25 protein-coding genes are annotated in these 26,464 nt (G+C 69.3%); 10 read left to right on the forward strand and 15 right to left on the reverse strand.

Annotation, left to right across the window (positions count from 1 at the left end; translation table 11 throughout):
• Window positions 1–142 precede the first annotated feature (142 nt).
• The 7 genes from HNP48_RS20935 to HNP48_RS20965 all read right to left on the reverse strand — a co-directional run bounded on the left by HNP48_RS20935 (window position 143) and on the right by HNP48_RS20965 (window position 7,327).
• Window positions 143–808, reverse strand: a complete 666-nt coding sequence (locus tag HNP48_RS20935; protein WP_184860667.1) for a methionine ABC transporter permease — start codon at window positions 806–808, stop codon at window positions 143–145.
• A gap of 13 nt (window positions 809–821) precedes the next feature.
• Complete coding sequence (locus tag HNP48_RS20940; RefSeq protein ID WP_184860669.1) at window positions 822–1,877, reverse strand: methionine ABC transporter ATP-binding protein; 1,056 nt, start codon at window positions 1,875–1,877, stop codon at window positions 822–824.
• A 146-nt stretch (window positions 1,878–2,023) separates the two neighbouring features.
• Window positions 2,024–3,235 (reverse strand): MFS transporter, encoded by a 1,212-nt coding sequence (locus tag HNP48_RS20945; protein ID WP_260420318.1) that lies wholly within the window; start codon window positions 3,233–3,235, stop codon window positions 2,024–2,026.
• Window positions 3,236–3,312: 77 nt separating this feature from the next.
• Entirely contained in the window at window positions 3,313–4,266 is a 954-nt protein-coding gene (locus HNP48_RS20950) for an ABC transporter substrate-binding protein (RefSeq protein WP_184860671.1), read from the reverse strand.
• A 108-nt stretch (window positions 4,267–4,374) separates the two neighbouring features.
• Window positions 4,375–5,355 (reverse strand): NAD(P)-dependent oxidoreductase, encoded by a 981-nt coding sequence (locus HNP48_RS20955; protein ID WP_184860673.1) that lies wholly within the window; start codon window positions 5,353–5,355, stop codon window positions 4,375–4,377.
• Window positions 5,352–6,509, reverse strand: coding sequence for an acyl-CoA dehydrogenase family protein (locus HNP48_RS20960; protein WP_184860675.1), 1,158 nt, complete (start codon window positions 6,507–6,509; stop codon window positions 5,352–5,354). Before HNP48_RS20960 ends, HNP48_RS20955 begins: the two co-directional genes overlap by 4 nt.
• On the reverse strand, window positions 6,506–7,327 hold the full coding sequence (locus HNP48_RS20965) for a class II aldolase/adducin family protein (RefSeq protein ID WP_184860677.1): 822 nt from the start codon (window positions 7,325–7,327) through the stop codon (window positions 6,506–6,508). The genes HNP48_RS20960 and HNP48_RS20965 overlap by 4 nt, the downstream gene beginning before the upstream one ends.
• Window positions 7,328–7,553: 226 nt before the next feature.
• On the opposite strand from HNP48_RS20965, the gene HNP48_RS20970 reads away from it, so the two are divergent.
• Entirely contained in the window at window positions 7,554–8,570 is a 1,017-nt protein-coding gene (locus HNP48_RS20970; RefSeq protein ID WP_184860679.1) for an ABC transporter substrate-binding protein, read from the forward strand.
• A 65-nt stretch (window positions 8,571–8,635) separates the two neighbouring features.
• Here the strand turns inward: HNP48_RS20970 and HNP48_RS20975 are convergent, their stop codons facing one another.
• Window positions 8,636–9,742 (reverse strand): LLM class flavin-dependent oxidoreductase, encoded by a 1,107-nt coding sequence (locus tag HNP48_RS20975; RefSeq protein WP_184860681.1) that lies wholly within the window; start codon window positions 9,740–9,742, stop codon window positions 8,636–8,638.
• A gap of 133 nt (window positions 9,743–9,875) precedes the next feature.
• On the opposite strand from HNP48_RS20975, the gene HNP48_RS20980 reads away from it, so the two are divergent.
• From HNP48_RS20980 to HNP48_RS21000, 5 genes are all read left to right on the forward strand, one after another.
• Window positions 9,876–10,850: a LysR family transcriptional regulator gene (locus HNP48_RS20980; RefSeq protein ID WP_184860683.1), complete on the forward strand. Its 975-nt coding sequence runs from the start codon at window positions 9,876–9,878 to the stop codon at window positions 10,848–10,850.
• Window positions 10,851–10,979: 129 nt separating this feature from the next.
• Complete coding sequence (locus HNP48_RS20985) at window positions 10,980–12,566, forward strand: AMP-binding protein (RefSeq protein WP_184860684.1); 1,587 nt, start codon at window positions 10,980–10,982, stop codon at window positions 12,564–12,566.
• A gap of 17 nt (window positions 12,567–12,583) precedes the next feature.
• Window positions 12,584–13,798, forward strand: a complete 1,215-nt coding sequence (locus tag HNP48_RS20990) for an acyl-CoA dehydrogenase family protein (protein ID WP_184860686.1) — start codon at window positions 12,584–12,586, stop codon at window positions 13,796–13,798.
• Between the two features lie 50 nt (window positions 13,799–13,848).
• Window positions 13,849–14,853, forward strand: a complete 1,005-nt coding sequence (locus HNP48_RS20995; protein WP_184860688.1) for a tripartite tricarboxylate transporter substrate binding protein — start codon at window positions 13,849–13,851, stop codon at window positions 14,851–14,853.
• A 42-nt stretch (window positions 14,854–14,895) separates the two neighbouring features.
• Entirely contained in the window at window positions 14,896–15,330 is a 435-nt protein-coding gene (locus HNP48_RS21000) for an SMI1/KNR4 family protein (protein ID WP_184860690.1), read from the forward strand.
• A gap of 7 nt (window positions 15,331–15,337) precedes the next feature.
• Here HNP48_RS21000 and HNP48_RS21005 read toward each other — a convergent pair whose 3' ends face one another.
• The 3 genes from HNP48_RS21005 to HNP48_RS21015 form a co-directional block, all read right to left on the reverse strand.
• Complete coding sequence (locus HNP48_RS21005) at window positions 15,338–16,144, reverse strand: alpha/beta fold hydrolase (protein WP_184860692.1); 807 nt, start codon at window positions 16,142–16,144, stop codon at window positions 15,338–15,340.
• A 52-nt stretch (window positions 16,145–16,196) separates the two neighbouring features.
• Window positions 16,197–17,192 carry a tripartite tricarboxylate transporter substrate binding protein gene (locus tag HNP48_RS21010; RefSeq protein WP_184860694.1) on the reverse strand — a complete coding sequence of 332 codons (996 nt, stop codon included), beginning with the start codon at window positions 17,190–17,192 and terminating at the stop codon, window positions 16,197–16,199.
• A gap of 123 nt (window positions 17,193–17,315) precedes the next feature.
• Entirely contained in the window at window positions 17,316–18,272 is a 957-nt protein-coding gene (locus HNP48_RS21015; RefSeq protein ID WP_184860696.1) for a LysR substrate-binding domain-containing protein, read from the reverse strand.
• A gap of 96 nt (window positions 18,273–18,368) precedes the next feature.
• Here HNP48_RS21015 and HNP48_RS21020 point away from each other — a divergent pair, with 96 nt between their 5' ends.
• From HNP48_RS21020 to HNP48_RS21030, 3 genes are read left to right on the forward strand one after another with little or no spacing between them, the layout of a single operon-like run.
• Window positions 18,369–19,361 (forward strand): tripartite tricarboxylate transporter substrate binding protein, encoded by a 993-nt coding sequence (locus HNP48_RS21020; protein ID WP_184860698.1) that lies wholly within the window; start codon window positions 18,369–18,371, stop codon window positions 19,359–19,361.
• Window positions 19,362–19,369: 8 nt separating this feature from the next.
• Window positions 19,370–20,566: a M20 family metallopeptidase gene (locus tag HNP48_RS21025; RefSeq protein WP_184860700.1), complete on the forward strand. Its 1,197-nt coding sequence runs from the start codon at window positions 19,370–19,372 to the stop codon at window positions 20,564–20,566.
• Between the two features lie 53 nt (window positions 20,567–20,619).
• Window positions 20,620–21,561 carry a LysR family transcriptional regulator gene (locus tag HNP48_RS21030; RefSeq protein WP_184860702.1) on the forward strand — a complete coding sequence of 314 codons (942 nt, stop codon included), beginning with the start codon at window positions 20,620–20,622 and terminating at the stop codon, window positions 21,559–21,561.
• Window positions 21,562–21,577: 16 nt separating this feature from the next.
• On the opposite strand, the gene HNP48_RS21035 is transcribed toward HNP48_RS21030, so the two are convergent.
• The 4 genes from HNP48_RS21035 to HNP48_RS21050 are packed head-to-tail and all read right to left on the reverse strand — an operon-like array spanning window position 21,578 to window position 25,640.
• On the reverse strand, window positions 21,578–22,753 hold the full coding sequence (locus HNP48_RS21035) for a cytochrome c (protein ID WP_260420319.1): 1,176 nt from the start codon (window positions 22,751–22,753) through the stop codon (window positions 21,578–21,580).
• 10 nt (window positions 22,754–22,763) lie between these two features.
• Window positions 22,764–23,564, reverse strand: coding sequence for an ABC transporter ATP-binding protein (locus tag HNP48_RS21040; protein ID WP_184860706.1), 801 nt, complete (start codon window positions 23,562–23,564; stop codon window positions 22,764–22,766).
• Window positions 23,558–24,604 carry an ABC transporter permease gene (locus HNP48_RS21045; RefSeq protein ID WP_184860708.1) on the reverse strand — a complete coding sequence of 349 codons (1,047 nt, stop codon included), beginning with the start codon at window positions 24,602–24,604 and terminating at the stop codon, window positions 23,558–23,560. The genes HNP48_RS21040 and HNP48_RS21045 overlap by 7 nt, the downstream gene beginning before the upstream one ends.
• Window positions 24,605–24,611: 7 nt before the next feature.
• A complete protein-coding gene (locus HNP48_RS21050) occupies window positions 24,612–25,640 on the reverse strand; it encodes an ABC transporter substrate-binding protein (RefSeq protein WP_184860710.1) in 1,029 nt (342 codons plus the stop codon).
• Window positions 25,641–25,804: 164 nt separating this feature from the next.
• On the opposite strand from HNP48_RS21050, the gene HNP48_RS21055 reads away from it, so the two are divergent.
• On the forward strand, window positions 25,805–26,452 hold the full coding sequence (locus HNP48_RS21055) for a cysteine dioxygenase (protein ID WP_184860712.1): 648 nt from the start codon (window positions 25,805–25,807) through the stop codon (window positions 26,450–26,452).
• Window positions 26,453–26,464 lie beyond the last annotated feature (12 nt).

Below are 26,464 nucleotides of genomic sequence, written 5' to 3' on the forward strand. Positions count from 1 at the left end.
CGCCCAAAGTGTTCACCATGTCCTCGCACACCTGTTCACCATGTCCCCGGTCTATACATGCGCAAAAAGAAAGTAGGTGCGCCGCCGGGCGCACACCCCGGCTCCCGCCCTCAATCAAGGCATGCAGCAACCATCACAGAGACTAGCGATGGCTCAGCCGACGCACAGCCCAATCCCCGAGACTCTGCACCGCCTGCACAAAGAAAATCAACACCAGCACCACAGCCAGCATGATCTCCGGCAAGAACCGCTGGTACCCATACCGAATCCCCAGATCACCCAGCCCACCACCACCAATGGCCCCCGCCATGGCAGAGTAGCCAGTCAGGCTGACAAAGGTGATGGTCAACCCAGCAACGATGCCCGGCAAGGCTTCGGGCAGCAGAACCTTCCAGACGATCTGGCTGGTCGTAGCCCCCATGGCCTGGGCGGCCTCGACCAGCCCATGGTCCACCTCGCGCAACGCTGCCTCCACCAACCGCGCCACAAAAGGGGCTGCGGCAATGGTCAGCGGCACCACGGCCGCCGCCGTGCCGATGGACGAGCCCGTGATGAAGCGCGTGAACGGGATGATGGCCACCAGCAGGATGATGAAGGGCGTGGAGCGCACCGCATTCACCAGCCAGCCCACAAGCTTGTTGACGGGGCCGTTCTGCAGCACGCCGCCATGGTCGGTGAGGCGCAGGAACACCCCCAGCGGCACGCCGATGAGGCCGCCGACGATGCCCGAGATGCCCACCATGATGAGCGTCTCCCACAGGGACGAAGCAAAGAGTTCCAGCATGGCCGGAGTGAAATGGTCGAACATTGCTTTTGCCCCCTCAGGTTTCGATCATGACTTCTTCGACCGCGACGCCACCGGCGCGCAGGTGCTCCACGGCACCGCGCAGGCGCGCGGGCTCGCCGCTGGCGTACACGGCCAGCGAGCCGAAGGTCTCGTCCTGGATCTCGTCGACCTGGCCGTGCAGGATGCTCATGTCCACGCCGAACTCGCGGATCAGCTGCGACAAAATGGGCTGGTAGGCGCTGTCGCCCGAGTACGACAGGCGCAGCAGGCGGCCGGCGTTGCCGGGTGCCGTGGTGGCCAGTTGGCCGGTGAGCTTGCGCACGTGGTCGAGCACGCTGGCGGGCAGCTCCTGCGGCAGGATCTCGTCGATCAGGCTCTTGGTGATGGCCTGCTCGGGACGCGTGAACACGTCGAGCACGCGGCCCTGCTCCACGATGCGGCCGGCCTCGATCACGGCCACGCGGTCGGCGATCTGCTTGATGACCTGCATCTGGTGGGTGATGAGCACCACGGTGAGGCCCAGCTCCCGGTTCACCTGGCGCAGCAGGTCGAGGATGGAGCGCGTGGTCTCGGGGTCCAGCGCCGAGGTGGCCTCGTCGGAGAGCAGCACCTTGGGGCGGCTGGCCAGCGCACGCGCAATGCCCACGCGCTGCTTTTGCCCGCCGCTGATCTGCGCCGGGTAGCGGTTGGCCAGGGCCGACAGGCCCACCAGTTCCAGGAGCGGGTTCACGCGCTCGCGGATGGCGGCCTTGTCCATGCCCGCCAGCTCCAGCGGCAGGGCCGCGTTGTCGAACACCGTGCGCGAGGACAGCAGGTTGAAGTGCTGGAACACCATGCCGATGTCGCGCCGCGCTTCGCGCAGTTGCGCATCATTGAGCTTGGTGAGGTCGCGGCCATTGACGATGACCTCGCCCTGCGTGGGCCGGTTGAGCAGGTTGATGACGCGCACCAGCGAGCTCTTGCCCGCGCCGCTCCTGCCGATGATGCCGAAGACCTCGCCCGTCTGGATGTGCAGGTCGATGCCCTTGAGGGCCTCCACCGGGCCTTGTGGGCCCGGGTAAATCTGGGTGATACCCCGTAAGTCGATCATGAAATGCAAAAAGGCCGCCGTGCGCCCGCCTGTGGCGCCGGTCCGGCCCTGGATGAAAAGGATAAGGGAATGTACTATTGCAACATAAAGAAACAAACTATCAAAAAATTGGGTAATAAGACAGTTTGGTTATTTAGACGCTGAAATCAGGCGGTCTTGCCCTGTAAAACCCGCGCATTCACCCTGCGTGAGACCAGCACACCCAGCACCACCACGCACACGGCGGCGATCGAGAACACCTGCGCGATCCACCCGCGGTCCACACTGGCCGCAACGGCCAGAACTCCGAGCGACTGCCCCAGGAACAGCAGGCAGGCGAACAGTGTCACGGCCGTACCGCGCGCCTCGGGCGCCATCTGCGTGGCCTGCACCTGCAAGGTGTTGTGCAGCATGTAAAAGCCCAGGCCGGCAGAGAAGCAGCCCAGCACCGCCAGCGGTACCAGCGGCGCCCAGGCCAGCAGCAGCAGGCCCCCGCCGATCATCACGGAGCCCAGCAAGGCCAGGCCCTTTTCGCCCAGCATGGCCAGCCAGCGGCGCGCCATGAGGCTGTAGACCAGCCCGCCCACGCCATACAGCACCATCACCCCGCCCGCCGCCGATGGGGACAGGCCAAAGCCATCGACCATGCGCGCCGGCACGAAGGCCATGGTGCCAAAACCCAGGGCCCCCTCCACCGCCACGATGGCCAGCACCCAGCGCACGCGCGGCATGCTCAGCAGGCGCTTGGTGGTGGCCAGGTAGGCCTGCAGCGAGAATGGCGCGGGCTCTTCTGCCACACCTTCACCGGATGCGACCGCACGCGCCGCTGTCAGGCGCACCTGGCGCAACAGCATGGTGGCGGCGCTAAGGAACAACAAGGACAACACCGCAAACGCCAGGCGCCAGCCCAGCACCTCCACGGCGAAGCCACCGAACCACTGGCCGGCCATCATCCCCGATACCGTGGCCACCATGAGCCGGGCCAGCGTTTCCTGGCGCTGCTCATAGGCCACGCTGTCGCCGATCCAGGCCATGGACAGCGGGATGATGCCGGCCGCCGCCGCGCCCATGAAGGCGCGCGAAGCCACCAGCATCGGCAGCGTGGGCGCCAGCGCCGTGACGGCGCTGAACACGGCGCAGGCAAACGTGGCACTGATGATCACGCGCACCTTGCCAAAGCGGTCGCCCAGCGGGCCGTAGAACAGCTGCAGCACGCCATAGGCCACAGCAAAGGCGGCGATCACGGCCGAGGCATCGCCCGTGGTGACCTGGAATTCGCGGGACAAGGCAACCAGCATGGGGTCGCAGATGCGCATGGAGGCCATGCTGGCAAAGCCCGCCACGCTGATCAGGCGCAGCATCGTCGAAGAAGAATTCATAGGCGCCGATTGTGCGGCGCAGCGCGCAAGGCTGCTGGCGGCGGGCCGAATGCCCTGGCGCCGCCGGTCCGCCCCCGTCAGGCTTTTCCGGTATTGAACCGGGTATCGAATGTCGCGCGCACATCCAGCCGCTGCTTGATGAGGCCGGCCGCCAGGTAGAAATCGGCTGTGCGCTGCTGGTCGGCGATCACCTGGGCATCGATGTCCTGCCAGCGCGTGGCGCGGCGCTCGAACTGCAGCTGTGCGGCATCGGCCGGGATACCGATGATGCGCGCCAGCGACTGGCCGAAGGGCTTGGCGTTCTTGTACGACCAGACCTGCGCGCGCTCCACGCGCTCCTTGAAGTCCTGCAGCACGGTGGCCTTCTCGGCCAGGGCCGCATCGGTGGCGGCCAGGTAGCTCAGCCCGGTCCACAGGCCGCGGCCATTGACCAGCACGCGCGCATGGCCGCTGGTCTCGGCCAGCGCGGTATAGGGCTCCCAGGTGGCCCAGGCGTCCACCGAGCCCTGGGTCAGGGCCAGTTTCGCATCGGCCGGGGGGATGAAGCGCAGTTGCACGTCCTCGGCCTTGAGGCCCGCGGACTCCAGCGCCTTCAAGGTGACGAAATGGCCGATAGAGCCGCGGTTGGTGGCAATGCTCTTTCCCTTGAGGTCGGCCGCCGTCTTGAGCGGCGAGTTGGGCGCCACCAGCACCGCCGTGCCATAGGCATCGGAACGGCTCACGGCAAAGGCCTTGACGCGGCTGCCCGCGGCCAGGGTGAACAGCAGCGGCGCATCGCCGATGGGGCCGAAGTCCACGGCATTGGCGTTCAGTGCCTCGGCCAGTGGCGCCGCAGCCGGGAACTCGCTCCACTTGATGTCGTAGGGCAGGTTCTTGAGTTCACCCGCGGCATCGAGCAGGGCCTGCAGGCCGCCCTTCTGGTCGCCCGCGCGCAACAGCACGCGCGACTGGGCATGGGTGAGCACCGGCGACAGAAAGGAACTGGCGGCGACGGAAGCGGTGAGCAGATGGTGGAATTGGCGGCGCAGCATGGTGGTCTGGGGACGCAGCAGGGCGTCAATCGGTTGGAACTGCCACGATTGCAGCACCCAGGGCGCGCCCGGCCAACGAAGGCTTGCACCCATGCATATGCGCTTTTCTCAGTAGCCGCGCGCCCGGTCCACCACATCTTCCAGCAACTCGCCTGCAAGAAAACGCGACAGATTGGCGACGAACTTGCGCGCCGTGGCCTCGCCCGCATCCTGCACGGCCCAGGACACATGGGGCGTGAGCCGCACGCGCGGGTGGCGGTACAGGCGGTGCCCTTCGGGCAATGGCTCCGGGTCGGTCACATCGAGGGTCGCGCCCGACAGGTGCCCCTCGTCGAGCGCGTGCAACAAGGCCTGCTGGTCCACCAGCGCACCGCGCGCGACGTTCACCAGGTGCAGGCCGGGCCGCGCATGGGCCAGGGTGGCGGCGTTGACCAGGTGCTGCGTCTCGGGCGTGATCGGCAGGGCCAGCACCAGGTGGTCCGATGCGGCCAGCAGTTCCTCGATGGAAGCGGCCGACGGTACCCCATCAACCGGCACACCCCCGCGCCGCAGCACCGTGACCTGCATGCCGAAGGCCTGCCCCAGCCGCGCCACCTCGCGCCCGATGGCGCCGTAGCCGGCAATGCCCAGCGCGCGGCCGCGCAGGGAACCCGTTGGCTGCCGGTCCACGCGCTGGAAGGTGTCGCGCCAGCGCCTGGCGCCGTCCACCTGCAGCGTGTCCCAGTGCTTTTCGTGGGTGAGGACCGCCGCCAGCACGTATTCGGCAATCGGCACAGCGGCCACGCCGCGCGAGCAGGTCACCAGCGGCACGTCGAGCAGCCAGGGCGGAAAGAAATCGATGCCGGCCGATGCCAGGTGCACCCACTGCAGCCGGCCGGGCCAGCCCGCGGGCGCTTGGGCCGGCGCATCGCGCCAGCCGTTGCGCGGGCCGGTAAACAACACGTCCACCTCGCCAGCCCGCGTCCAAGGCGGTGCCACGGGGTCGGCAGCCAGTTCGACCGGCAGCGCAGCCGAGGCCAGCAGCGCATCTGCGGTCTCGCCGGTCTGGTTGAGCACCACCGTGGGCCGGGGCGCAAGCACGGCACTCATGCGGCCGCCCCCTGCCCCAGGGCCGCCTTGCCGGCCGCCACATGCACGCTGTCGTCCTGCGGCGTATGGATGCGGCCGCACAGCACGTCGCGCAGGTGGCGCTCCAGCGGGTTGCGCCGGGCCAGGCCGTGGTTGCTGGTGAGCGACAGCGCCACTTCCACCGCCTGCACGGCGTTGTGGGTGGCGGTGGACTTGACAAGGCCGCTGTCGACCGACGGCACCGGAACACCGGCATCCACGTCGGACGCCAGGCCGCGCAGCAGGCGATCATTGGTGAGCAGCAGCCCTTCGAGCGTGCCCACGGCCTCCTGCACGCGGGGCAGGCTGGCCAGCGGCGCGCCCAGGCTGGTAGGGATGCGCGTGCGCAGAAACTCGAGCAGCCATTCACGCGCAGCCCGCGCCACACCGGTATAAAGACTGCCCAGCAGGACCACCATCTCGGCCTGCGCCAGCGCGTCACCGCGCGCCCAGTCCTGCGGCAGGCGCAGTTCCAGTGCATGGTGGGCGGGCACGGGCACGCCGTCGAAATGCACGTCGTGGCTGCCACTGGCGCGCAGGCCCAGGTGGTCCCAGGTGGGCTCGATGCGGATGCCCGGCGCCCCCGCGCGGACCAGAAAGGCGCCGGTGCGCGGCACCTCCTCGTCGGTGCGGGCCCAGACCACATACCAGCGCAGAATGGGCGCGCCGGTCGAGTAGATCTTGTGGCCGCTGATGCGCCAGCCCTCCCCCACACGCCGCGCCACGGTGGCCGGCAGCCCGCCGCGCCCGGGTGAGCCCAGTTCCGGTTCCACACGCAAGGCATTGGCCAGCGAGACCTCGCGCACCGACTCCTGCACCAGTTGGCGCGCCAGCGCCTCGGGCCAGGGAGAGCCGGCGCGGCCCATGGCGCGCTGCTGCATGTACTGCATGGTCAGCACCAGCGCCGTGGCCGGGCAGCCCTGCCCCACGGCACCGACCACCTCGGCCAGTTGCCCCAGAGAGGCCCCCTGCCCGCCCAGGTGGCGTGCGCCGGCCAGCGACAGCAGGCCGGCCTGCTGCAGCTCGGTGAAGTTGCGGTGCGGAAAACTGCCCTCGCGGTCGTGCGCGGCAGCGCGCGCGCCGAACTCCACGGCCAGGGTGCGGGCCAGCTGGCCTGCGGTGAGCGGCGCGTTCATTGCAGCACCTCGGGGTGTTCGCGCACCACGATGTCGAACAGGCTCCTGAAAGTGAAATGCGCCCCGCCCGGCCCGCCGATCTGCGAATGCGTGTGGCGCGCCACCTCGGGGCGGATGGGCCGGGGCACGCCCGCGGCCTCGGCCAGCAGCTGGGTGTGGCAGGCGTTCTCGAGCGCGATGTACCACCAGGCAGCCGCCTCCACCGAGGGGCCGGCCGTCAGGATGCCGTGGTTCTGCAGGATCACGGCCTTCTTGTGGCCCAGGGCCTGGCCGATGCGAAAGCCTTCGTCGGTCTCGAGCACCACGCCCGTGAAGTCGTCGAACAGGGCATGGTCCTCGTAGAAGATGCACGAGTCCTGCGTCAACGGGTCGAGCCGGCGGCCCAGCGCCGACCAGGCCTTGCCATAGGTCGAATGCGTGTGCGCGGCGGCCACGATGTCGGGCCGCGTCTCGTGCAGCGCCGCGTGGATGGCAAAGGCCGCGCGGTTCAGCGGGCCTTTGCCGACCACGATCTCGCCCTGGGAGTTGACGAGCAGCAGGTCTGACACCTTGATCTGCGAAAAATGCAGGCCCAGCGGATTGACCCAGAAGTGGTCGCTCCACTCCGGGTCGCGCGCGGTGATATGCCCCGCCAGGCCATGGTCGAAGCCATGCTGGGCAAACAGGCGAAAAGCCACGGCCAGGTTCTCCTGCCGGTGGCGGCGCTCGGCCTCCAGCGTGGGGCGCGCAGCCGGCGGGTCGAACCAGTCCTTGCGCTGGGGCAAGGGGTTGCGGGCGGGGAGGTTCGGCGATTGCAGCAGCGTGGCAGGGGAAGACATGGGGGGAGCCTTGGGTCGGGGGAAATGTGCTGCCCACCTTAAAGGCCGCCCCAGGCACCGCCAACGAAGAAAAGCGCGCGTGCACATTCGGTTTTGGCATGAAGCGCGGGCCCGCCCTGCAGCGCGCCGATTTCCGCATATCGATGCTACGCAATGGTCGTTGGGCCGGCGCACCTGCTGGGCGACGCTTGCGGCTTTTGCCCATACGACGAAAGGACCATCCCCCATGCCATCCCCCCTATTCCACCACCGCCGCAGCCTGCTGCGCGCTGGCCTGGGCGCCGCCACCCTGGCCACGCTGGGCGCGCCGGCACTGGCCACCAGCGCCGCCGATCTGTCCAAGGTCACCCTGCGCATCGGCACCTACAAGGGCCTGTGGCGCCCCCTCATTGCCGCCAGCGGCCAGGGCCAGACGCCCTACCGCATCGAGTGGCGCGAGCTCAACAACGGCGTGCTGCACATCGAGGCCATCAACGGCGATGCGCTGGACCTGGGCTCGGGCAGCGAGATCCCTGCGCTGTTCGCCGCGCGCCAGAAGGCGCAGGTGCGCTTCATCGCCGTGGTGCGCGAGGACCTGAACAACCAGGTCACGCTGGCGCGCAAGGAGGCTCCCATCCAGCGCATCGCGGACTTGAAAGGCAAGCGCGTGGGCTATGTGCGCGCCACCACCTCGCACTACTACCTGAGCCGGCAGCTGGCCGAGGCCGGGCTGTCGTTTGCCGACATCAACGCAGTGAACCTCACGCCGGCCGACGGCCTGTCGGCCTTTGACCGCGGCGACCTCGATGCCTGGGCCATCTACGGCTACAACGGCCAACTGGCGCGCCTGCGCTATGGCGCGCGCGTGCTCAAGACGGGCGATGGCTACCTCTCGGGCAACTTTCCCATCTATGCCAACCCCAAGTCCATCCAGGACCCGCCCAAGCAAGCGGCCATCAGCGACTACCTGCAGCGCCTGCGCCGCGCCTACCTCTGGGCCAATGGCAACTACCTGGCCTATGCACGCGCCCAGTCCGAGGAGACCCGCGTGCCCGTGGGCGACCTGATCGAGCTGTGGAACAACCGCAGCACCGACTACGACCTGCGCGCCGTGGACGACAGCGTGGTCAAGGGCCACCAGGCCGTGGCCGACACCTTTTTGCAGCTGGGCGTGCTCGACGGCCCGGCCCAGGTGGCGCCGCTGTGGGACCGCAGCTTCGGCAGCGCCATCGGTGCCCGGGGTGCTGCGCCCTCCCCCGCCTGATCGCCAAATGCCACGGCGCGCACCCCGCAAGGAGTGCGCGCCGCAGAGGCACGGGTCCGAAGGGGTCAGGCGACTTTCAACGCCACCTGGCCAGCGGCCTGCCGGTCGCGCTCGGCCACCTTGGCGCGCACCAGGGGCAGCAGCTCGCGGCCGTAGTCGATCACGTCGACCAGCGGGTCGAAGCCGCGGATCAGGAAGGTGGTGATGCCCAGGTCATAGTATTTCAGCAGTGCATCGGCCACCTGCTCGGGCGTGCCCACCAGCGAGGTGGAGTTGGAGCGCCCGCCGATCTCGCGCGCGATGGCGGTCCACAGGCGCTCGTCCACGCGGTCGCCCTTGGCGGCGTCGGCCAGCAGGCGCTGGGCCCCTTCGCTCTGCTGCGGGCCGATGCCGCGCGAATAGCCCTGCTGCACGCGCAGGCGGCGCGTGTCTTCGAGGATCTGGTCGGCACGGGCCCAGGCCTCCTCCTCGGTCTTACCCAGGATGGGGCGGAAGGAGATGCTGAACTGCACCTCGCGCCCGTGCAGCGTGGCCTCGGCGCGCACGCGGCGCACCAGGTCGCCGGCCTGGGCCAGCGACTCGCCCCACAGGGCGTACACATCGGCATGCTTGCCGGCCACCTGCAGCGCGGGCGCCGAGGCACCGCCAAAGTAGATGGGCACAAAGGGCTGCTGCAGCGGCTTGACCTCGGACCACACGCCCTTGGCACGGTAGTGGGCGCCTTCGTGGTCGAAGGGCTTGTCGGCCGTCCAGACGCGGCGCAGCAGCTCCAGGTATTCGTCGGTGCGCGCATAGCGCTGGTCGTGGTCGAGGAAGTCGCCGTCGCGCTGCTGGTCCTCGTCGGAGCCACCGCTGATGTAGTGCACCGCCAGGCGGCCGCCGGTGTAGTGGTCCAGCGTGGCCAGCTGGCGCGCGGCCAGCGTGGGCGCCACGAAGCCCGGGCGGTGGGCCAGCAGAAAGCCGATCTTCTCGGTGACCGAGGCGGCGTAGGCCACGGTGAGCAACGTGTCCGGACTCGACGAGCTGGCCGGCACCAGGATGCGGTCGAAGCCCGCATGCTCATGCGCCTGGGCGAACACGCGCACATAGGCGGAATCCACGGCCGGGCCCTTGCGGGCAATGGTTTCAGAGACTTCGTGCGGCTGGATCATGCCGATGAACTGGACGGGCATAGCGGGCTCCTGAGAAGGTGGAATGGGGGACTGCGCCCATCATGGGGAGCCGGCCAGCGCCTGCCAACGAAGAAATCCGCGTTTGCAAACTCGGTGGGCGCATACCGATCCAGCCACCGGGTAGAGTCGTGCCATGGACCTGCGCACCCTTCGCTACTTCATCGCCGTGCTCGAAGCGGGCAGCCTGTCGCGCGCCGCAGGGTCGCTGTACGTGGCCCAGCCGGCGCTGACCGCGCAGATCAAGAAGCTCGAAGCCGAGCTGGGCACGCTGCTGTTCGACCGCTCGCATGCGGGCGTGACCCCCACACCGGCCGGCATGCAGCTGTACGAGGACGCGCGCCGCCTGCTCTCGGACGCCGAGGCCGTGCGCGAACGCATCCAGCGCCTGCCGCAGGGGCCCGAGGGCTCGGTGACGGTGGCGGCGCCCTTTCTGCTGGCTTCTCTGCTGCTCGGGCCGGTTTTGGCCGCACTCAAGCGCAGCCACCCGCGCATCCGCGTGTTCGTGCTCGACGACCTGAGCCTGATGGTGCGCAAGGCCATGCTGGACCGCCGGGCCGACGTGGGCATTCTGGTGGACACGCCGCAGATCGACGGGCTGCGCTGCACGCCGCTGGTGCGCGAGTCCATCTACACGTGCGGCCGGGACGCCGACGGCACGGTAGCGCCATTGCTGCGCCCCGCCGCGCGGGGGCGCAAGGGCGAAGGCCTGCCCGAGATCGACTTCGCCCAGGCGGCGCAACTGCCTCTGGTGCTGCAGTCACGGCGCTTTTCGATCCGCCAGAGCGTGGAGGAAGCCGCCGCCAGCCTGGGCGTGGCCTTGAACGTGGTGCACGAACACGACTCGGCCCGCGTGATCCGCTCGCTCTACCAGTGCGGTGCGGGCTTCACCTTCACGCCTGCCTGCTCGCTCGCCGACAGCCCGCACCAGGACCGCGAGGGCTGGATCGTGGCCCGCGTGGTACGCCCCCAGCTGCAGCGCACCTACAGCCTGGCCACGCCGGCGGACCGGCCGGTGGATGCAGTGACGCAAGTGGTCATCGACGCGCTGCGGCAGGAGACCACGCGGCTGGTGCGCGAAGGCGTCTGGCGGGCCGAGCTGCAGTTCTGACCCACCAGACAGGCCATCAATTTTTTTGATGGCCTGGCATCAACAAACAGTATTTCCTGCAGCCGGCCATCTTCTGGAACAGTGCCCCCATGCCATGCCGCCACGGACATGGAGCACACCAGGAGACACATGCCAAACCCCGCCCCCAGCCCCGGCCCGAGCGCCGCTTTTGTTGCCAACGTCGGCGAACTCGTCTCGCGCAGCGCGCGGGCCCATGCCCGGCAACTGGCCGTCACCAGCGCCACGCGCAGCCTCACCTATGCCGAGCTGGAGCAGCGCTCCAACCGCCTGGCCAATGCCCTGCGCGGCATGGGCCTGGTGCGCGGGGACCGCGTGGGCATCTACCTGCCCAACTGCACCGAGATTGTCGAGATCGAGCTGGCCTGCTACAAGGGCGCCTTCATCAAGGCGCCGTTCAACGCCCGCCTGTCGCCTGCCGAGGTGGGCGCGATCACCGCCAACAGCGATGCCGCGGTGATCGTCACCACGGCCGAACGCGCCGAGTCCTTTCGCGCGCACATCACGGGCGCCATGCCGCGCCTGCTGCTGCTCGACGGCCCGGCGGACAGCTCGTACGAAGCCGCACTGGCCGCTGCCAGCGATACCTTCACGGCCGAGCGCGTCACAGCCGATGAGGTGGCCGTGCTGCACTACACCTCGGGTTCGTCGGGCGTGCTCAAGGCGGCCATGCAGACCTTCGGCAACCGGCTGGCGCAGTTGCGCAAGTTCCTCATGCGCTCCGATGGCATGCGCAGCGGCCACCTGCTGGGCCTGGTGGGGCCGGTCACCCATGCCTCGGGCATGCAGCTCGTGCCGGCGCTGTGCAGCGGCGTCACCATCCGCCTGTTCTCGGGCTTCGAGCCGGGCCGCTTCATCGCCGAGATGCGCGCCGAGCGCGTGACCCACACCTTCATGGTGCCCACCATGATCAACATGCTGCTGGCCGAGCTGGAGGGCCAGTACCGCCCCCTGCCCGACCTGCTGCGCCTGGGCTACGGGGCGGCGCCCATGGCGCCCGCGCGCATCCTGCGCGCCATGGACGTGTTCGGCCCCGTGCTGTCGCAGGGCTACGGCGCCGGTGAGACCACCTCGGGCGTGTGCGGCCTGTCGGTCGAAGACCACCTGTTCGCCCGCGCTGCCCTGCCCGAGCGCCTGGCCTCGTGCGGCCGGCCCTTCCTGGAATCGCTGGTGGAGATCGTGGACGACGAGGGCCAGCCCGTGGCCCCGGGCGAGATCGGCGAGATCGTGGTCAGCGGGCCCGACGTGTTCGCCGGCTACTGGCGCGCGCCCGAACTCACGGCCGAGGTGCTCAAGGACGGCCGCTACCACACCGGCGACCTGGCGCGCGCCGACGACGAGGGCTATGTCTACATCGTGGACCGCAAGAAGGACATGGTGATCAGCGGCGGCTTCAATGTCTACCCCTCGGAGGTGGAGGCCGTGCTCTATCAGCATGAGGCCGTGGCCGATGCCTGCGTGTTCGCGATTCCCGACGACAAATGGGGCGAGGCCGTGGCCGCGCACGTGGTGCTCAAGCCCGGCCGCCATGCGGACGCCGAGGCCATCGCCCGCTTCTGCGCCCCGCTGCTGGGCGGCTTCAAGCGGCCGCGCCACATCGAGTTCGTGCCCTCGCTGCCCAAGAACCCCAACGGCAAGGTCATGCGCAAGGCGATCCAGGCCAGCTACTGGACCGGCCAATCTCGCATGGTGAATTGAACACGAGGACGAAACACATGAAAACCGATTCCATCAACACCATCCCCGCGCCCCTGTTCGACATCCCCTTCGAAGGCTCGGAACGTGCCGCCGAGCTGATCGGCCGCATCAACGAGTTCCTGTTCGGCGAGCTGGCCGCGCTGGCGCGCGAGCATGGCACCGACCATGAGCAGGGCGCCGACCGCGCTCTGCTGCAGCAGGTGTGGAAGCGCTCGCACGAACTGGGCTTCTACGGCATGACCCTGCCCACGGCCATGGGCGGGCTGGGCCTGTCGGTGCTGGACCATGTGCTCATCAAGGAGGCCCTCTATGCCAGCGGCTCGCCCTTTGCGCCCCATGTGTTCGGCGAACTGAGCGGCCCGCCGCGCGTGGGGGCACTGGCGCGCCAGGCCACGCCCTACCAGCTGCAGCAGTTCATCGCGCCCGTGGCCCGGGCCGACAAGGCCATCTGCTTTGCGCTGACCGAGGCCGAGGCCGGATCGGACGCCGGCGCCGTGCAAACCCGAGCGGTGCGCGATGGCGACAGCTTCGTGATCGACGGGCGCAAGCGCTTCATCTCGGGCTCGCCGTTTGCCGACTACGCGGTGCTGATGGCCTCCACGGCCAGCGACCCGGCCGAGCGCGAGGTCACGGCCTTCTTCGTGGACCTGAAGGCACCCGGAGTGCGCGTGGAGACGGGCTACAAGACCATGGCGGGCCAGTCGTCCACCGGCGACATCGTGCTTGAGGGCTGCCGCGTGCCGGCCGCCAACCAGATCGGCGAGGCCGGCCGGGGCCTGGCGCTGGCGCTGGGGCGCATCACTGTGAACCGGCTGTTGCATTGCCCAGCCATGCTGGGCCTGGCCCAGGTGGCCCTGCGCGATGCATGCGACTACGCGCTGCAGCGCCGCCAGTTCGGCCGCGCCATCGGCGACTTCCAGGCCATCCAGCACCTGCTGGCCGACATGGCGACCGAGCTGTGCGCGGCCCGTGCGCTGATGCTGGGCACGGCGCGCCAGATCGACGCGGGCAGCCAGGCCCGGGCCGAGGCCTCGATGGCCAAGCTGTTCTGCTCCGAGACGGCGTTTCGCATCGCCGACCGGGCCGTGCAGATCCATGGCGGCGAAGGCATCGTGCAAGGCCGGCGCGTGGAGTTCCTGTTCCGCATGCTGCGCATGTACCGCGTGCTCACGGGCACGAGCGAGATCCAGCGCAACACCATTGCCAAGGAGTTGCTGACACCCCAAGCCTGAGTGTTCGAGCGCCCGATCCGATTCCACTATAAAGACAGGAGACAAAGACCATGACAGCACGCCCTTTGCAACGCCGGCAGTTCCTTGGCCACGGCCTGGCCGCCGCACTCATCCCACCATCCACCCTGCTTCTGCCCGGCAAGGCACTGGCGGCAGACGCCTGGCCCTCGCGCCCCATCAAGTGGGTCGTGCCCTTCCTCGCAGGCACGGCGCCCGACACCACGGCGCGCATCTTCCAGGATGCGGTCTCGCGCGAGCTGGGCCAGCCCGTGGTGATCGAGAACCGGGGCGGTGTGGGCGGCAACCTGGGCGCGCGCCAGGTGGCCAAGTCGAGCCCCGATGGCTACACCTGGATCTACTCCAGCGCGCCCATGGCCGCCAGCATGCACATGTACAAGGCGCCGGGCTACGATGCGCTCAAGGACTTCCAGCACGTGATGGGCCTGACCAGCGCGGACATCGTGGTCATCGTGCATTCGGAATCCGGCATCCGCACGCTGGACGAGTTGCTCACCAAGGCCCGCGCGGCCCCCGGCAAGCTCGACTATGCCTCGGGCGGCGTGGGCACGCCCTCGCACCTGGGGGTGGAGCTGCTGCTGAGCGCGGTGGACGTGCGTGCCACCCATGTGCCCTACAAGGGCGCGTCCGAGATCGTCAACGCCGTCATGGGCCAGCAGGTCACCTTTGGTGCGCCCATCTTCTCGGTGGCCTACGGCAACATCCAGGCCGGCAAGCTGCGCGCCCTGGCGATTGCGGGCACGCGGCGCAACCCCAAGCTGCCCCAGGTGCCCACCCTTGCGGAACTGGGCGTGCGCGGGGTGGAGCTGACGTCCTGGGGCGGGGTGTCGGTGCCCACGGGCACGCCCGAGCCCATCGTGGCGCGCATGCGCAGCGCCTTCGACAAGGCCATCCGCCAACCCACCGTGATTGCGGCGCTGGAGGAGCAAGGCGGCAGCGTCACGCCCCTGGACGCAGAGGCCTACCGGCGCGCCTTCACCAAGGAAATGGGCTTCACCGAGGCCATGATGAAGAAGGCGCAGATCGAGCCCATGTAGCGCGGTCCTGTCAGCAAATGGCCTGCCTATACTCGGGCCACCATGACCGCCACAGCACTCGACGCAGCCATCGACGCCTACCGCCAGCTCCATGAGGCGGTACCGATCCCGACACGCCTGCCCACCGAGGAGGAAGTGGCGGCGATGGAAGACCAGATGGCCCTGCGTTTCCACCCGGACCTGCGCCGCTTCCTGATGCGCGCCAGCGATGTGAACCATGGGGCCCTGGCCTCAGTGGTCCTGACCAAGCCGGACTCGCACCGGTTCCTTCCCCGGGTGTGCGAGAACGCCTGGGGTGCCTGGGGCGTCCCCCGCGACCTGGTCCCGGTCTGTGCCGACAACGCCAATTTTTACTGCGTCGCCCCGGATGGCCAGGTCGTCTATTGGGCGCACGACGACGGCGAAGCCACCGAGACCTGGCCCTCGCTTGCCGCCTGGATCCGGCAGGTGCTGATCGAAGAACAGCGCGACTGCTGACGCACGCTCAGTGCGCTGCCCGCCGCCCAAGAAAGTCCAGCACGGCGGCATTGAATTCGGCGGGCTTCTCGAAATACGCCGAGTGCCCCGCATCGGGCACGACCACGAGTTCGCTGCCCGCCACCAACTGCTGCACCTCCTGCATCACGCGCACGGGCACGATGGGGTCTTCGCTGCCCACCAGCAGCAGCGTGGGGCAGGCCAGCGTTTGCAGCGCCGCCATGGGGATCAGGTGCTGCGGCTGCAGCAGGCCTGTGATGGCGCCACCCCACTCTGCGGCGGGAATGGAATGCGCGCTGGGGTTGAAGTGGTTGATCTGAGCGTAAAGCGCTGCCTTGTCGGGGTGGTTCTTGAGGAACCAGGCGCCCAGGGAGCGCTGCTCGATGGTGACGGCGCGGTGGCTGATCTGGCGCTGGCCGATGATGGCGATCAGCTCGGCATGGTCGATGGCGAGCGAGCTGTCGCAGGCCACGAAGGCTGCCATGCGGCCCGGGTGGGTCAGCGCCAGTTTCAGGCCGACCATGCCGCCCAGCGACTGGCCCGCAAGCGCAAAGCGCTCGATCTGCTCCTGGTCGGCGATGGCGATCACGTCGTCGACGAAGTTCTCGAGCGTGAATTCGGCCAGCGGCGCGACCGAACGCCCGAAGCAGCGGATGTCCAGCGTCACGCAGCTGTAGCCGGCCTGGGTGAACACGGGCAGTTGCTGCCACCAGGTGGCGGCGTTCGATCCGGCGCCGTGGCAGAACACGATGGCCGGCCCCTCGCCATGGCGCTCGTAGTAGATGGCTCGGCCGTGGCTGGTCACGAAAGGCATGGGAACGGTTCCTCTGGAATGGGTGGGGAAAAGCGCAGAAGCAGCAGCAACGTCAGTTGGCCTTGATGTTCAGGCTGCGCACCAGCTGGCCCCAGCGCTGGGTGTCGTCGCGCACCAGTTGCGTGTACTGCTGCGGGGTGTTCACCAGGGGCGTGAGGCCCTCGAATTCAAGCTGCCTGGCAATGGCCGGATCCTTGACGGCCGCTTGCAGCGCCGCCGCCAGCCGTGCCACGATGGCCGCTGGCGTGGCCTTGGGCACGGACAGGCCGACCCAGGAGCTGATGGACAGCTGCTGGTAGCCCAGCTCCGTGAAGGTGGGCGCTGCCGGCGCTATCGGGCTGCGCTCGGTGCTGGAGACGGCCAGCACCTTGAGCTTGCCGCTCTGGATGCTGCTGAGGGCGGCATTCGGCGGAATCACGATGACCGAGACCACGCCGGCCAGCACGTCCTGCAGCGCCGGCGCCCCGCCCTTGTAGGGCACGTGCGTGAGCTGCAGGCCGGCAGCCTGCTGCAGCACCTCCATCACCAGGTGCCCGGTGCTGCCCGCGCCCGAGCTCGCGTAGTTGATCTTGCCCGGCTCGCGCTTGGCCTGTTGCACCAGGTCCTGGAAGCTGCCAATGCCTGCATCGCTGCGCACCACCAGCCACTGTGCGCCCGCACCGATGCTGCCCACATGCTCGAAGTCCTTCACGATGTCGAAGGGAATGCCGGGGTACATGTGCTGGGCAATGGTGTTGAGCATGCCGGTCATGGTGACGCTGTAGCCGTCCGGCGCGGCCGTGGCCCCGGCCTGCGTGCCGACGATGTTGCCCGCGCTGGGCCGGTTGTCCACCACCACGGGCTGCTTGAGCGTCTGCGACAGGTGCTGTGCCAGCGGGCGGATGGTGCGGTCGAACGGACCGCCCGCAGGGGCCGGCACGATGATCTTGATGGGCCGGCTCGGCCAGTCGGCCGGCTGGGCCTGGGCAGGCACGGTGGCAGCAAGGAACAGGGCGGCGCAGGCAGCCAGGCGGGCAGCCATGCGCCTGGCGCGGAAGGTGGTCATCATTCTTGTCTCCTGGGTGGTCGATCGGCCGGGCGTTCACTGCGCCCTGGCATGCCGCCATCATGGCTGGCGCAGCCATCGCTGCCCAATTAATTTGTGGGCCGACCCATTAGGGATACCGATAGCTCAAGCCGACCGCAGCCGGCTGCGCAGCGCCGCCAGGGCCGGCCCATCGGCCAGGCCCGTGGTCAGCAGGCCCAGGCCCTGCAGCGAGGACTCCAGCGCCTCGGGCAGGCGCACCGCCAGCGCGGCCGCCAGGCCCGTGTCCACCAGGCCCTGCGCGATGCTTTGCGGCATGAGGCTCACCGCACCGGTGCTGCGCAGGACCTCCAGCACCACGGGAAGGGCCGTGGTGGCCATGGGGTAGAGCTGCGGGCGTTCTGCCCGGCCGGCCCAAAGGCGGTCGTAGTAGTCGCGCACGCCCATGCCCCGGGGCGGCAGCACCCAGGGCAGGCCCGCCAGCCGGCCCAGCGCCACGCTGCGCTGGCCCGCCAGCGGGTGGCCGGGCGCCACCACCACCATGGGGGCATCGCCCTGCAGCAGCTCGAACTGCCAGGCTGCGGGTACGTCCTGCGGGCGGCGGCAGACCACGGCATCGAGCCGCCCTGCAGCCAGCTCGGGCAGCAGGTGCACCATGTTCTCCTCGATCAGTTCCACCTGCAGCCCCGGTTGCGCCTGCAGCAGCGCTGGCAGGGCGCGGGCCAGCAGGCCCGAGGCCGCCGCGGGAATGCAGCCCAGGCGCAAAAAGGCCTGGGCCCCGGCCTGCAGGGCCAACAGGGTTTCGGTGGTGGCGCGCAGGGCCTGCAGCACATTGCGCGCCACGGGCACCACCGCCTCGCCAAAGCGCGTGGGCCGCACGCCGCGGTTGTGGCGCTCGAACAGCGGGGCCTGCAACAGGTCTTCCAGGTCCGACAGGGCCTGGGTGGCGGCCGGCTGGCTCATGCCCACCGCCACCGCCGCGCGCTGCACGCTGCCGGCATCGGCCAGGGCGGCGATCAGCTGCAGGTGCCGCAGCCGCCCGCGCGCGAGCAGGCGGTTGAACACTACGCCGGGGTCGGTCACTGCCGTTGCAGCCTTTGCCATAAGCCCATCCAATACAAAACCCCTAAATTCTATTGGTCAGCCCAATAGCCAAGCCGCACAATCCGCCGCAGCATCTTCTACAGCCCGGCTTTCACCATGAACACCCTCCTCTCCCGACGTGCCACGCTGCTGGCCGCTGCAGCCGCCAGCCTGTGCACCGCCATGCCTGCCGCGTTCGCCCAGGCCTACCCCGACAAGCCCGTGAAGCTGATCGTGCCCTTTGCCCCCGGCGGTTCCACCGACATCGTGGCGCGCCTGGTGGCCGACCGCATGCAGAAGTCGCTGGGCCAGTCGGTGGTGGTGGACAACCGCGCCGGTGCGGGCGGCGCCATCGGTGCCGAGGCCGTGGCGCGCTCGGCACCCGATGGCTACACCATCGGCGTGGGCACGGTGAGCACGCTGGCCGTGAATCCCGTACTGCTCAAGGCCTCGCGCACCGACCCCCTCAAAGACTTCGCGCCCATCACGGCGCTCGCCTCCATCCCTTCGGTGTTCTCGGCCCACCCCAGCCTCAAGGTGGACAGCCTGCCCGCCGTGGTGGCCCTGGCCCGCAGCAAGCCCGATCAGCTCAATGCCGGCTCGCCGGGCACAGGCTCCATCGGCCACCTGATCATCGAGGCCATGAACGACGAGCTCAAGATCCAGGTGCGCCACGTGCCTTACAAGGGCATGGGCCCGGTGATCACGGGCGCACTGGGTGGCGAGACACAGCTCTTGAGCGACCAGTACCCCTCGTCCGCGCCCTACATCAAGGCCGGCAAGCTGGTGCCCTTCGTCGTGGCGGCCGACAAGCGCCTGCCCGCCCTGCCCCATGTGCCCACCTTCAAGGAGCTGGGCCATGCGGACCTCAACGAGATCGCCATCACCTGGTTCGGCCTGGTGGCGCCTGCCAAGACGCCGCCGGCCATCGTGGCCAGGCTGAACGCCGCCGCGGCCGATGCGCTCAAGGATCCCGCCCTGCAGGCCCGCCTGAAGGAGCTGGGCGCCGAGTCCATCGCCGGCACGCCCGAGCAGTTCGGCGCCCTGATAGCCACCAGCCTGGAGCGCGTGCGCAAGGTGGTGCAGGCCCGCAAGATCGAGATGGAGTGAGCCGCGCCATGACCACCCAGTTGCTCATCGACACCATCACCGAACAGGCGCGCGCCCAGCACGAGCAGGTCGTGGCCTGGCGCCGCCACATGCACCGCCACGCCGAGCTGTCGTTCCAGGAGATCGACACGGCCGATTTCCTGGAGCGCGAGCTGCGCCAGATCGACGGCCTGGCCATCCACCGCCCCACGCCCACCAGCCTGGTGGCCACGCTGCGCGGCGCCCTGCCCGGCAAGGTGCTGGCGATCCGCGCCGACATCGACGCCCTGCCCATCCACGACCAGAAGACCTGCGACTATGCCTCGGCCCGGCCGGGTGCCATGCACGCCTGCGGGCACGATGGCCATGCCTCCATGCTGCTCGGGGCCGCACGGCTGCTGGCCGGGCTGCGCCGGCAGTTGCCGGGCGAGGTGCGCTTTTTCTTCCAGCATGCCGAGGAACAGCACCCCGGCGGCGCCCAGCAGATGGTGGACGCCGGCGTGATGCAGGGCGTGGACCGCATCATCTCGGCCCACGTCATGTCCACCGTGGACACGGGCCGCATCGTGGTGCTCGACGGGCCCACGCTCGCCAGCTCCGACCGCTTCGTGCTGCGCGTGCAGGGCAAGGGCGGCCATGCGGCCAACCCCGACAAATGCATCGACCCGATCTGGATCGGCGCGCAGATCGTGGCCAACCTGCAGGCCGTGGTGGCACGCAACACCGATGCGCACGAGGCGCTGATCCTCTCGGTCACCAAGTTCCAGGCCGGCTCGGCGTTCAACGTGATCCCGGACAGCGCGGAACTCTCGGGCTCGGTGCGCTGCTACTCGCCCGAAGTGCGCGCGCGGGTCCCCCAGGCCATCGAGCGCATTGCCCGCGGCGTGGCCCAGGCCCATGGCGCCACGGTGGAGCTGGAGTACGTGCATGGCTACCGCCCGGTGGTCAACGACCCGGCCACCGCCGCCGCCCTGCGCGCCGCCGTGCGCGAGGCCCTGCCCGAGGTGCCGCTGCACACCATGAACCCGCTGCCCAACAGCGAGGATTTCAGCGCCTTCACCGAGCACGCCCCAGGCGCCTATGCGCTGATCGGCGCGCGCAGCGCGGCCAAGCACATCTGCCACCCGCACCACCACCCGCTGTTCGACTTCGACGAGGATGCGCTGGAGCATGGCGTGCGCATGTTCGCTGCGGCGCCGTTCACGCTGAACGCACTTCAGGATTGAACACGGCATCGGCAGGGTACAGTCGCAGCCCACACCTTCGCCGACGACGTGCCTTGCAACACTCCGCCTCCTCGCTCCTGAACCGGCTGCTCGCGCGCGGCAAGTTCCGCCACATCCAGGTGCTGCTGCGCCTGGCCGAGCTGGGCAGCGTGCAGCGCGCGGCCGATGCCATCGGCATGACGCAGTCCTCCGTGACGCAGACCCTGGCCTACCTGGAAGACCTGCTGCAGATACGCCTGTTCGAGCGGCATGCGCGCGGCGTGCGCCCCACGCCCGCCTGCACCGACCTGCTGCCCGTGGCGCGCCAGCTGATGCTGGGCATGGCCGATGGTGCCGAGCTCATTACCGCGCGGCAGAACCAGGGCCAGGGGCTGGTGCGCCTGCTCGGCTCGGCCAGCGCCATCAACGGCGTGCTGGTTGCCGCCCTGCCCGGCTTCTGCGACCGGCATCCGCAGATCCAGGTGCAACTGGCCGAGGCCGAGGGCGAAGACCAGCTCCTGGCCATGGCGCGCGGCGAGGTGGACCTGGTGGTGTGCCGCAAGCCTCCGGCCATTCCCGAAGGCTGGCAGTTCCACGCCTTGCGGGAGGACCGTTTCGTGATCGTGGCCCGCGCCGGCCACGCCCTGGTGGGTGGCGCCCCCGTCCAGCCGGCCGACCTGGCGTGCCAGACCTGGCTGCTGCTGCCCGCGGGCGTGGCCGGCCGCTGGCGCTTCGACGCGCTGGCCGAGGCGCATTTCCCCCACCCTCCCCCGATCTACCCCGTGGTCACCCGGGCGCTGCCCATGCTGTGGTCGCTGCTGCGCAGCCGCGACCTGCTGGCCCTGCTGCCCGTGAACCTGGTGCAGCCCCTGCTCGACACCGGAGAGCTGGAGGTACTGCCCTTTGGCGAGCCTGTGCCCATCGACCCCATCGGCGTGCTGCAGCCGGCCAGCGGCATGGGGGCTGCCAGCCAGGCGCTGGCGGACTTTCTGCGCAGCCGCCGCGATCCGGACTGAAAACCCCTGCCAGGGCTCAGTGGGGGAAGCCACCGCGTGTGAGGCGCACGGGCTCTGCATCCATGCGGCGGATCAAGGCCTCCAGTCCGTCGCCCTGGGGTGTGCCACTGGCCGCCACCGGCCCATCCAGGGGCGCCCTGGGCACGGTCGTGGAGCGGCAGACCAGGTCGTCCTCGGACCAGGCGGCCTGGCCCGGCTGGCCCCGTGCACGCAGCCAGCCGCTGCGGTCCACGATCAGTTGGTAGCCCGGCAGCTCGGCGGCCGGGATGCCGAGCACCAGGCCCAGGGCCTGCTCCACGGCCTGCGCATCGCCCTGCGGCATGCATTCAGGATCGGCCCCTGGTGGCAGCGTGCCGGCCACCAGGGTGACCAGGCGCGGGTCGTCCGCCACGGGCGCCACACCAGGCCCTGCCACGGCCACGCGCACGCGCTGCCCCACCAGGTCGCGGGATTGCCGCGAGCGCCCCTGGCGGCAGTCCAGCGCCATGCCGGGCAGGCGCACGGGGCGGTCCCAGGTGCCCGATTCGCGCAGCATCTGCCCGGCCGCATGGGCCTGCAGGTAGTCCAGCACCTCCCAGATCTGCTGATCGCTCAACGCAGCGCCAGTACCGGGCATGGTGGGCACTCCCGCGCGGTTGTGCATGCCCTCGCGCACGCGCCAGAACAGCTCGCCGTCGAGCCGCTTCCACAGCAAGGCCCCGTTCAGGTTGGGCGGCCACTGCACCAGTTGCGGCGCGTCGGGGCCTTCGCCCCGGCCATCGGTGCCATGGCAGCGCACACAGTGCTGCTGGTAGATGGCCTGGCCGCGCACGATGCCTGCCGCACGGAAACCGGTGGGTGACTGGTGCAGGCTGGTGGGCACGGCCGGGGCCAGCAGCAGATGGGCCGGCGGCCAGGGCGCCAGCACCAGCACGGTGGCGGCCAGCGCCGCCAGCGGCCACCGGGCGCGGCGCCAGGGCAGCGCCAGGGCCAGCAGCACCAGCGCAGCGCCCGTGCAGGCCAGCGCCCCCAGCACACGCCGGGCGTGGCCTGCGTCCACCACCAGCATCTCGGCCGCAATGCGGTGCGCCAGCGGCCAACTGGGCTGGCCATGGACATCGGGCGCCCAGCCCAGGGCGTGCAGCAGCGCGCGCAGGCCCTGCTGCGCGGCATGCAGGCCTTCGAGCAGGCCGTTCAACAGGTCCGGGGACAAGGCGCGCAGGCTACCAGCTGGCATCCAGCCCCAGCAGGGCCAGGGCTTCGCGGCGCAGCTCGGCCAGGCGCGGGTCACCACGGTGGCGCGGGTACGGCAGGTCGTTGACCAGCACCTGGCGGATGCGCGCCGGCCGGTCGGAGAACACCACCACGCGCTGCGCCATGAACAGCGCCTCCTCCACGTCGTGCGTGACCAGCAGGGCCGAAAATCCCGTGCGCTGCCACAGGTCCACCAGCTCGGTCTGCATGGTCAGGCGCGTGAGCGAGTCGAGCTTGCCCAGCGGTTCGTCCAGCACCAGGAGGCTCGGGTCGTTCACCAGGGCCCGCGCCAGCGCCACGCGCTGGGCCATGCCGCCCGAGAGCTGGTGCGGGAAGGCCTTGGCAAAGTCCTGCAGGCCGACCAGGCGCAGCGCCTGGTCCACCCGGTGGCGCTGGGCGCGCAGAATGCCGCGCGCCTGCAGGCCCAGGGCCACGTTGTCCCAGACGGTGCGCCAGGGAAACAGCGTGGGGTCCTGGAAAACCACGATGCGCGAGGGATCAGGGTCGGTGATGGGCGCGCCGTCGTGCAGCAACTCGCCCGTGGTGGCGGGCTCCAGCCCCGCCACCAGGCGCAGCAAGGTGCTCTTGCCGCAGCCGCTCGGGCCGAGCAGGGCCACGAATTCGCCGGGAGCGATGGACAGATCGAGTTCGTCGATGACATGCAGCGGGCCCGCGGGCAGATCGAACCAGTGGCTGACATTGCGCACCTCGATGCGTGCGCCTGCGACCTTGTTGGAAGTGGTCGGCTCCGAAGCAACAGCGCTCACCATTTCACCACCCCCTTCTGCCAGGACAGCACCCGGTCGCGCAGCACGAACAGCAAGGTGATGACGCCCGAGAACAGCAGCGCCATCACGATCAGCGCCGCATACATGTTGGGATAGGCCGCCCAGCCCTGGGCCCAGGTCAGGTACCAGCCCAGGCCGGCCTTCACGCCCAGCATCTCGGCCACGACCAGGGTGGAGAATGCCGCGCCCAGGCCCATGAACAGGCCCACGAAGACCTGCGGCAGTGCGGCCGGTATGGCCACGCGCAGCACCAGGAACCAGGGCGATGCGCCCATGGTGCGCGCCACGTCGTAGTAATTCTTGTGCACGCCTGCCACGCCCGACCAGGTGAGGATGGCCACCGGAAAGGCCGTGCCCAGCGCGATCAGGAAGATGGCCGTGGACCAGCTCGACGGAAAGAAATAGAAGCTCACCGGCAGCAGCGCCGTGGTGGGCACGGGCCCGAGGATGCGCAGCACCGGGTGGATCCAGTAGCTGGCCTGGCGCGACCAGCCGATCAGCACCCCGGTGACAAAGCCCGCTGCCGCGCCGATGGCAATGCCCAGGGCGAGCAGGCGCAACGATGCGCCCGCGCTTTCCAACAGGCGCGCCCAGTCGGTGGCATAGACCTCCACCAGGCTCTGCGGCGGCGCAAAGAATGGCGGCGGCAAGGTGCCCAGCTTGGCCGTGAAGACCTCCCAGACCGCAAAGCCCAGCGCCAGGGCCACGAGCCAGGGGCCGGCCTTGCGCACACGCGGTGCGGCGCGGCCCAGCGCGCCCGGCACGAAGGCCAGCACCGCCAGAACCAGCGCTACAGCGCCCGAACCGAGGGCGAACTCTTCGGTGAACGCCCAGTCGCTGAAACCCACGGGTTTGTTGGGCCACAGGGAGGTGACAAGCCCCAGTGCGGCCCAGGCGACGGCGGCGGCCAAGCCGGTCCACCAGAACGCGGGAGCAGTCGCGGTCCGCCGCGCTGCGGTCACCGCCGGGGCTGCGGCCACGGCGGCCGGCGCAGGAAGGATGTGATCGGCAACAGTGCTCATGGCGGGCTCAGGCCAGTACATCCGCGTGGACATGGGCCGCAAAGCGTGCCGGGTCGGTGGAGGGCTTGAGCACCCCCACCAGCTTGAAATCGCGCGCGTAGAACTCGATCTCCTGGCGCAGGGCCGTGCCCACGGGGTGGCTGCGGTGGGTGAGCGTGCCCAGCACCGCGCGCAGATCTTCCTGCGGCACCTTGGAGTACGGGCTGAAGATGCGTGCCGTCTCGTTCGGGTTGTCGGCCACGAAGTCCGATGCCTCGATGATGGCACGCGTGAGCGCGGCCGCCGTGCCCTTGTCATTGCGCACCATGGCACCGCTCACGCCCAGCACGCAGCAGGTCTTGGCGGCGTACTCGCCCGAGAGGTTGGAGGCCAGGTCCACCAGGCCCTTGGTGCGCCGCTGGATCAAGAGCAGGTTGGGGTCGCCATCGGCAATGGCCTGGGCCTCGCCCTTTTCCACGGCCAGGCCCAGCATGTCGCCGGGGAATTGGCGCCAGGCTACATCCTTCTCGGGATTCAGCCCGGCCTTGGCCAGCAGCACCGAGAAGAAGTTCTTGCCCGGGCTGTTGAGGTCCGACACGGCAATCGTCTTGCCCTTGAGCTTTTGCAGGCTGGTCACGCCCGCAGCTTCGTAGCCCACCAGGCGCGAGCAGCCGCCGTGCGAGCTGCCCACCAGCTTCACATCGAAGCCCGACTCCAGCGGCTTGATCCAGCGGTGCACCATGCCCAGGCCGGCATCGGCCTTGGAAGTGGCGATGGTTTCGAGCAACTGGTCGGTGGAGCCCGCGAAGTTGACCAGCTCGACCTTGAGGCCGTGCTTTTCGAAGATGCCGCGCTCGATCGCCACCGGGGCGGCCGACAGGCAGATGGCATTGGCGTTCCACGCCAGCTTCACCTCGCGCAGCTTGCCAGCGGCCAGCACCTGGCTGCCCACCACGCCCGATGCGCCCACCACCGTGGCCGCGCCGGTGGCGCGCAGCACCTGCCGGCGCGACCAACGCGCCTCTCCTCCACCCAGAATCCGGCCCTTGTTGTTCATGCCCTGCACCTCGTGTGTAATGAAAAAGAAAGAGACAGCGGTGGCAGACACCGCACCATCCGCATTGCACAAGGCGGGCCCCCAAAAGAGAACGAAGAAAAACGGAGATGGATATGCAAAACTTTCCACACACCCCAACGCCCAACACTGGTGCAATGCAGGGCATGAATGCCCTCGCCCCCGACGTTCTCGAACAAGCATCCTCCACAGCCCCCAACACCGCCCGCCTGCGCAGCTTTGTGCAGCAACTGGCGGCCCTGGTGGAAAGCGCCCCGCCAGAGCCCGAGCTGCTCACGCGCGGCGGCGCGCTGCTTGGCGCCCTGGTGGCCCATGACGACTGGCTGCCCGCCGCCTATGCCCAGCCCAATCCCGAGCGCTACCAGCAGTTTTTGCTGCACGCCGATGCGCTGGGCCGCTTCTCGGTGGTGAGCTTTGTCTGGGGGCCGGGCCAGGCCACGCCCATCCATGACCACACGGTGTGGGGGCTGATCGGCATGCTGCGCGGCGCCGAAGACTCGCAGGCCTATGCCCGCACGGCGGATGGCCGCTGGGCCCCCCAGGGCGCGCCGCACCGCCTGCAACCAGGCCAGGTGGAGGCCGTGTCCCCCACCATCGGCGATGTGCACCGCGTGAGCAATGCGTGGGAGGGCCGCACCTCCGTCAGCATCCATGTGTATGGCGCCAACATCGGCGCCGTGCAGCGCAGCGTGTACCTGGAAGACGGTACGCGCAAACCCTTCATCTCGGGCTACAGCAACAGCACCCTGCCCAATATCTGGGACCTCTCCAAGAACCCGGCTGCCTCGGCCTGACCCTTTTCCAAA

The sequence above is a fragment of the Acidovorax soli genome (assembly GCF_014207955.1).
Classification (GTDB): Bacteria; Pseudomonadota; Gammaproteobacteria; order Burkholderiales; family Burkholderiaceae_C; genus Acidovorax; species Acidovorax soli_A.

What these genes read in the sequence shown, in the direction of transcription:
- HNP48_RS20945 (WP_260420318.1), bottom strand. Translation starts at nt 3,235, where the DNA reads ATGAATTCTTCTTCGACGATGCTGCGCCTGATCAGCGTGGCGGGCTTT.
- HNP48_RS20950 (WP_184860671.1), bottom strand. Translation starts at nt 4,266, where the DNA reads ATGCTGCGCCGCCAATTCCACCATCTGCTCACCGCTTCCGTCGCCGCC.
- HNP48_RS21055 (WP_184860712.1), top strand. Translation starts at nt 25,805, where the DNA reads ATGAATGCCCTCGCCCCCGACGTTCTCGAACAAGCATCCTCCACAGCC.
- HNP48_RS21025 (WP_184860700.1), top strand. Translation starts at nt 19,370, where the DNA reads ATGACCACCCAGTTGCTCATCGACACCATCACCGAACAGGCGCGCGCC.
- HNP48_RS21040 (WP_184860706.1), bottom strand. Translation starts at nt 23,564, where the DNA reads ATGGTGAGCGCTGTTGCTTCGGAGCCGACCACTTCCAACAAGGTCGCA.
- HNP48_RS20975 (WP_184860681.1), bottom strand. Translation starts at nt 9,742, where the DNA reads ATGCCCGTCCAGTTCATCGGCATGATCCAGCCGCACGAAGTCTCTGAA.
- HNP48_RS20985 (WP_184860684.1), top strand. Translation starts at nt 10,980, where the DNA reads ATGCCAAACCCCGCCCCCAGCCCCGGCCCGAGCGCCGCTTTTGTTGCC.
- HNP48_RS20965 (WP_184860677.1), bottom strand. Translation starts at nt 7,327, where the DNA reads ATGTCTTCCCCTGCCACGCTGCTGCAATCGCCGAACCTCCCCGCCCGC.
- HNP48_RS21010 (WP_184860694.1), bottom strand. Translation starts at nt 17,192, where the DNA reads ATGATGACCACCTTCCGCGCCAGGCGCATGGCTGCCCGCCTGGCTGCC.
- HNP48_RS21045 (WP_184860708.1), bottom strand. Translation starts at nt 24,604, where the DNA reads ATGAGCACTGTTGCCGATCACATCCTTCCTGCGCCGGCCGCCGTGGCC.
- HNP48_RS20935 (WP_184860667.1), bottom strand. Translation starts at nt 808, where the DNA reads ATGTTCGACCATTTCACTCCGGCCATGCTGGAACTCTTTGCTTCGTCC.
- HNP48_RS20995 (WP_184860688.1), top strand. Translation starts at nt 13,849, where the DNA reads ATGACAGCACGCCCTTTGCAACGCCGGCAGTTCCTTGGCCACGGCCTG.
- HNP48_RS21000 (WP_184860690.1), top strand. Translation starts at nt 14,896, where the DNA reads ATGACCGCCACAGCACTCGACGCAGCCATCGACGCCTACCGCCAGCTC.
- HNP48_RS21050 (WP_184860710.1), bottom strand. Translation starts at nt 25,640, where the DNA reads ATGAACAACAAGGGCCGGATTCTGGGTGGAGGAGAGGCGCGTTGGTCG.
- HNP48_RS20955 (WP_184860673.1), bottom strand. Translation starts at nt 5,355, where the DNA reads ATGAGTGCCGTGCTTGCGCCCCGGCCCACGGTGGTGCTCAACCAGACC.
- HNP48_RS21020 (WP_184860698.1), top strand. Translation starts at nt 18,369, where the DNA reads ATGAACACCCTCCTCTCCCGACGTGCCACGCTGCTGGCCGCTGCAGCC.
- HNP48_RS20990 (WP_184860686.1), top strand. Translation starts at nt 12,584, where the DNA reads ATGAAAACCGATTCCATCAACACCATCCCCGCGCCCCTGTTCGACATC.
- HNP48_RS20970 (WP_184860679.1), top strand. Translation starts at nt 7,554, where the DNA reads ATGCCATCCCCCCTATTCCACCACCGCCGCAGCCTGCTGCGCGCTGGC.
- HNP48_RS21015 (WP_184860696.1), bottom strand. Translation starts at nt 18,272, where the DNA reads ATGGCAAAGGCTGCAACGGCAGTGACCGACCCCGGCGTAGTGTTCAAC.
- HNP48_RS21005 (WP_184860692.1), bottom strand. Translation starts at nt 16,144, where the DNA reads ATGCCTTTCGTGACCAGCCACGGCCGAGCCATCTACTACGAGCGCCAT.
- HNP48_RS20940 (WP_184860669.1), bottom strand. Translation starts at nt 1,877, where the DNA reads ATGATCGACTTACGGGGTATCACCCAGATTTACCCGGGCCCACAAGGC.
- HNP48_RS20980 (WP_184860683.1), top strand. Translation starts at nt 9,876, where the DNA reads ATGGACCTGCGCACCCTTCGCTACTTCATCGCCGTGCTCGAAGCGGGC.
- HNP48_RS20960 (WP_184860675.1), bottom strand. Translation starts at nt 6,509, where the DNA reads ATGAACGCGCCGCTCACCGCAGGCCAGCTGGCCCGCACCCTGGCCGTG.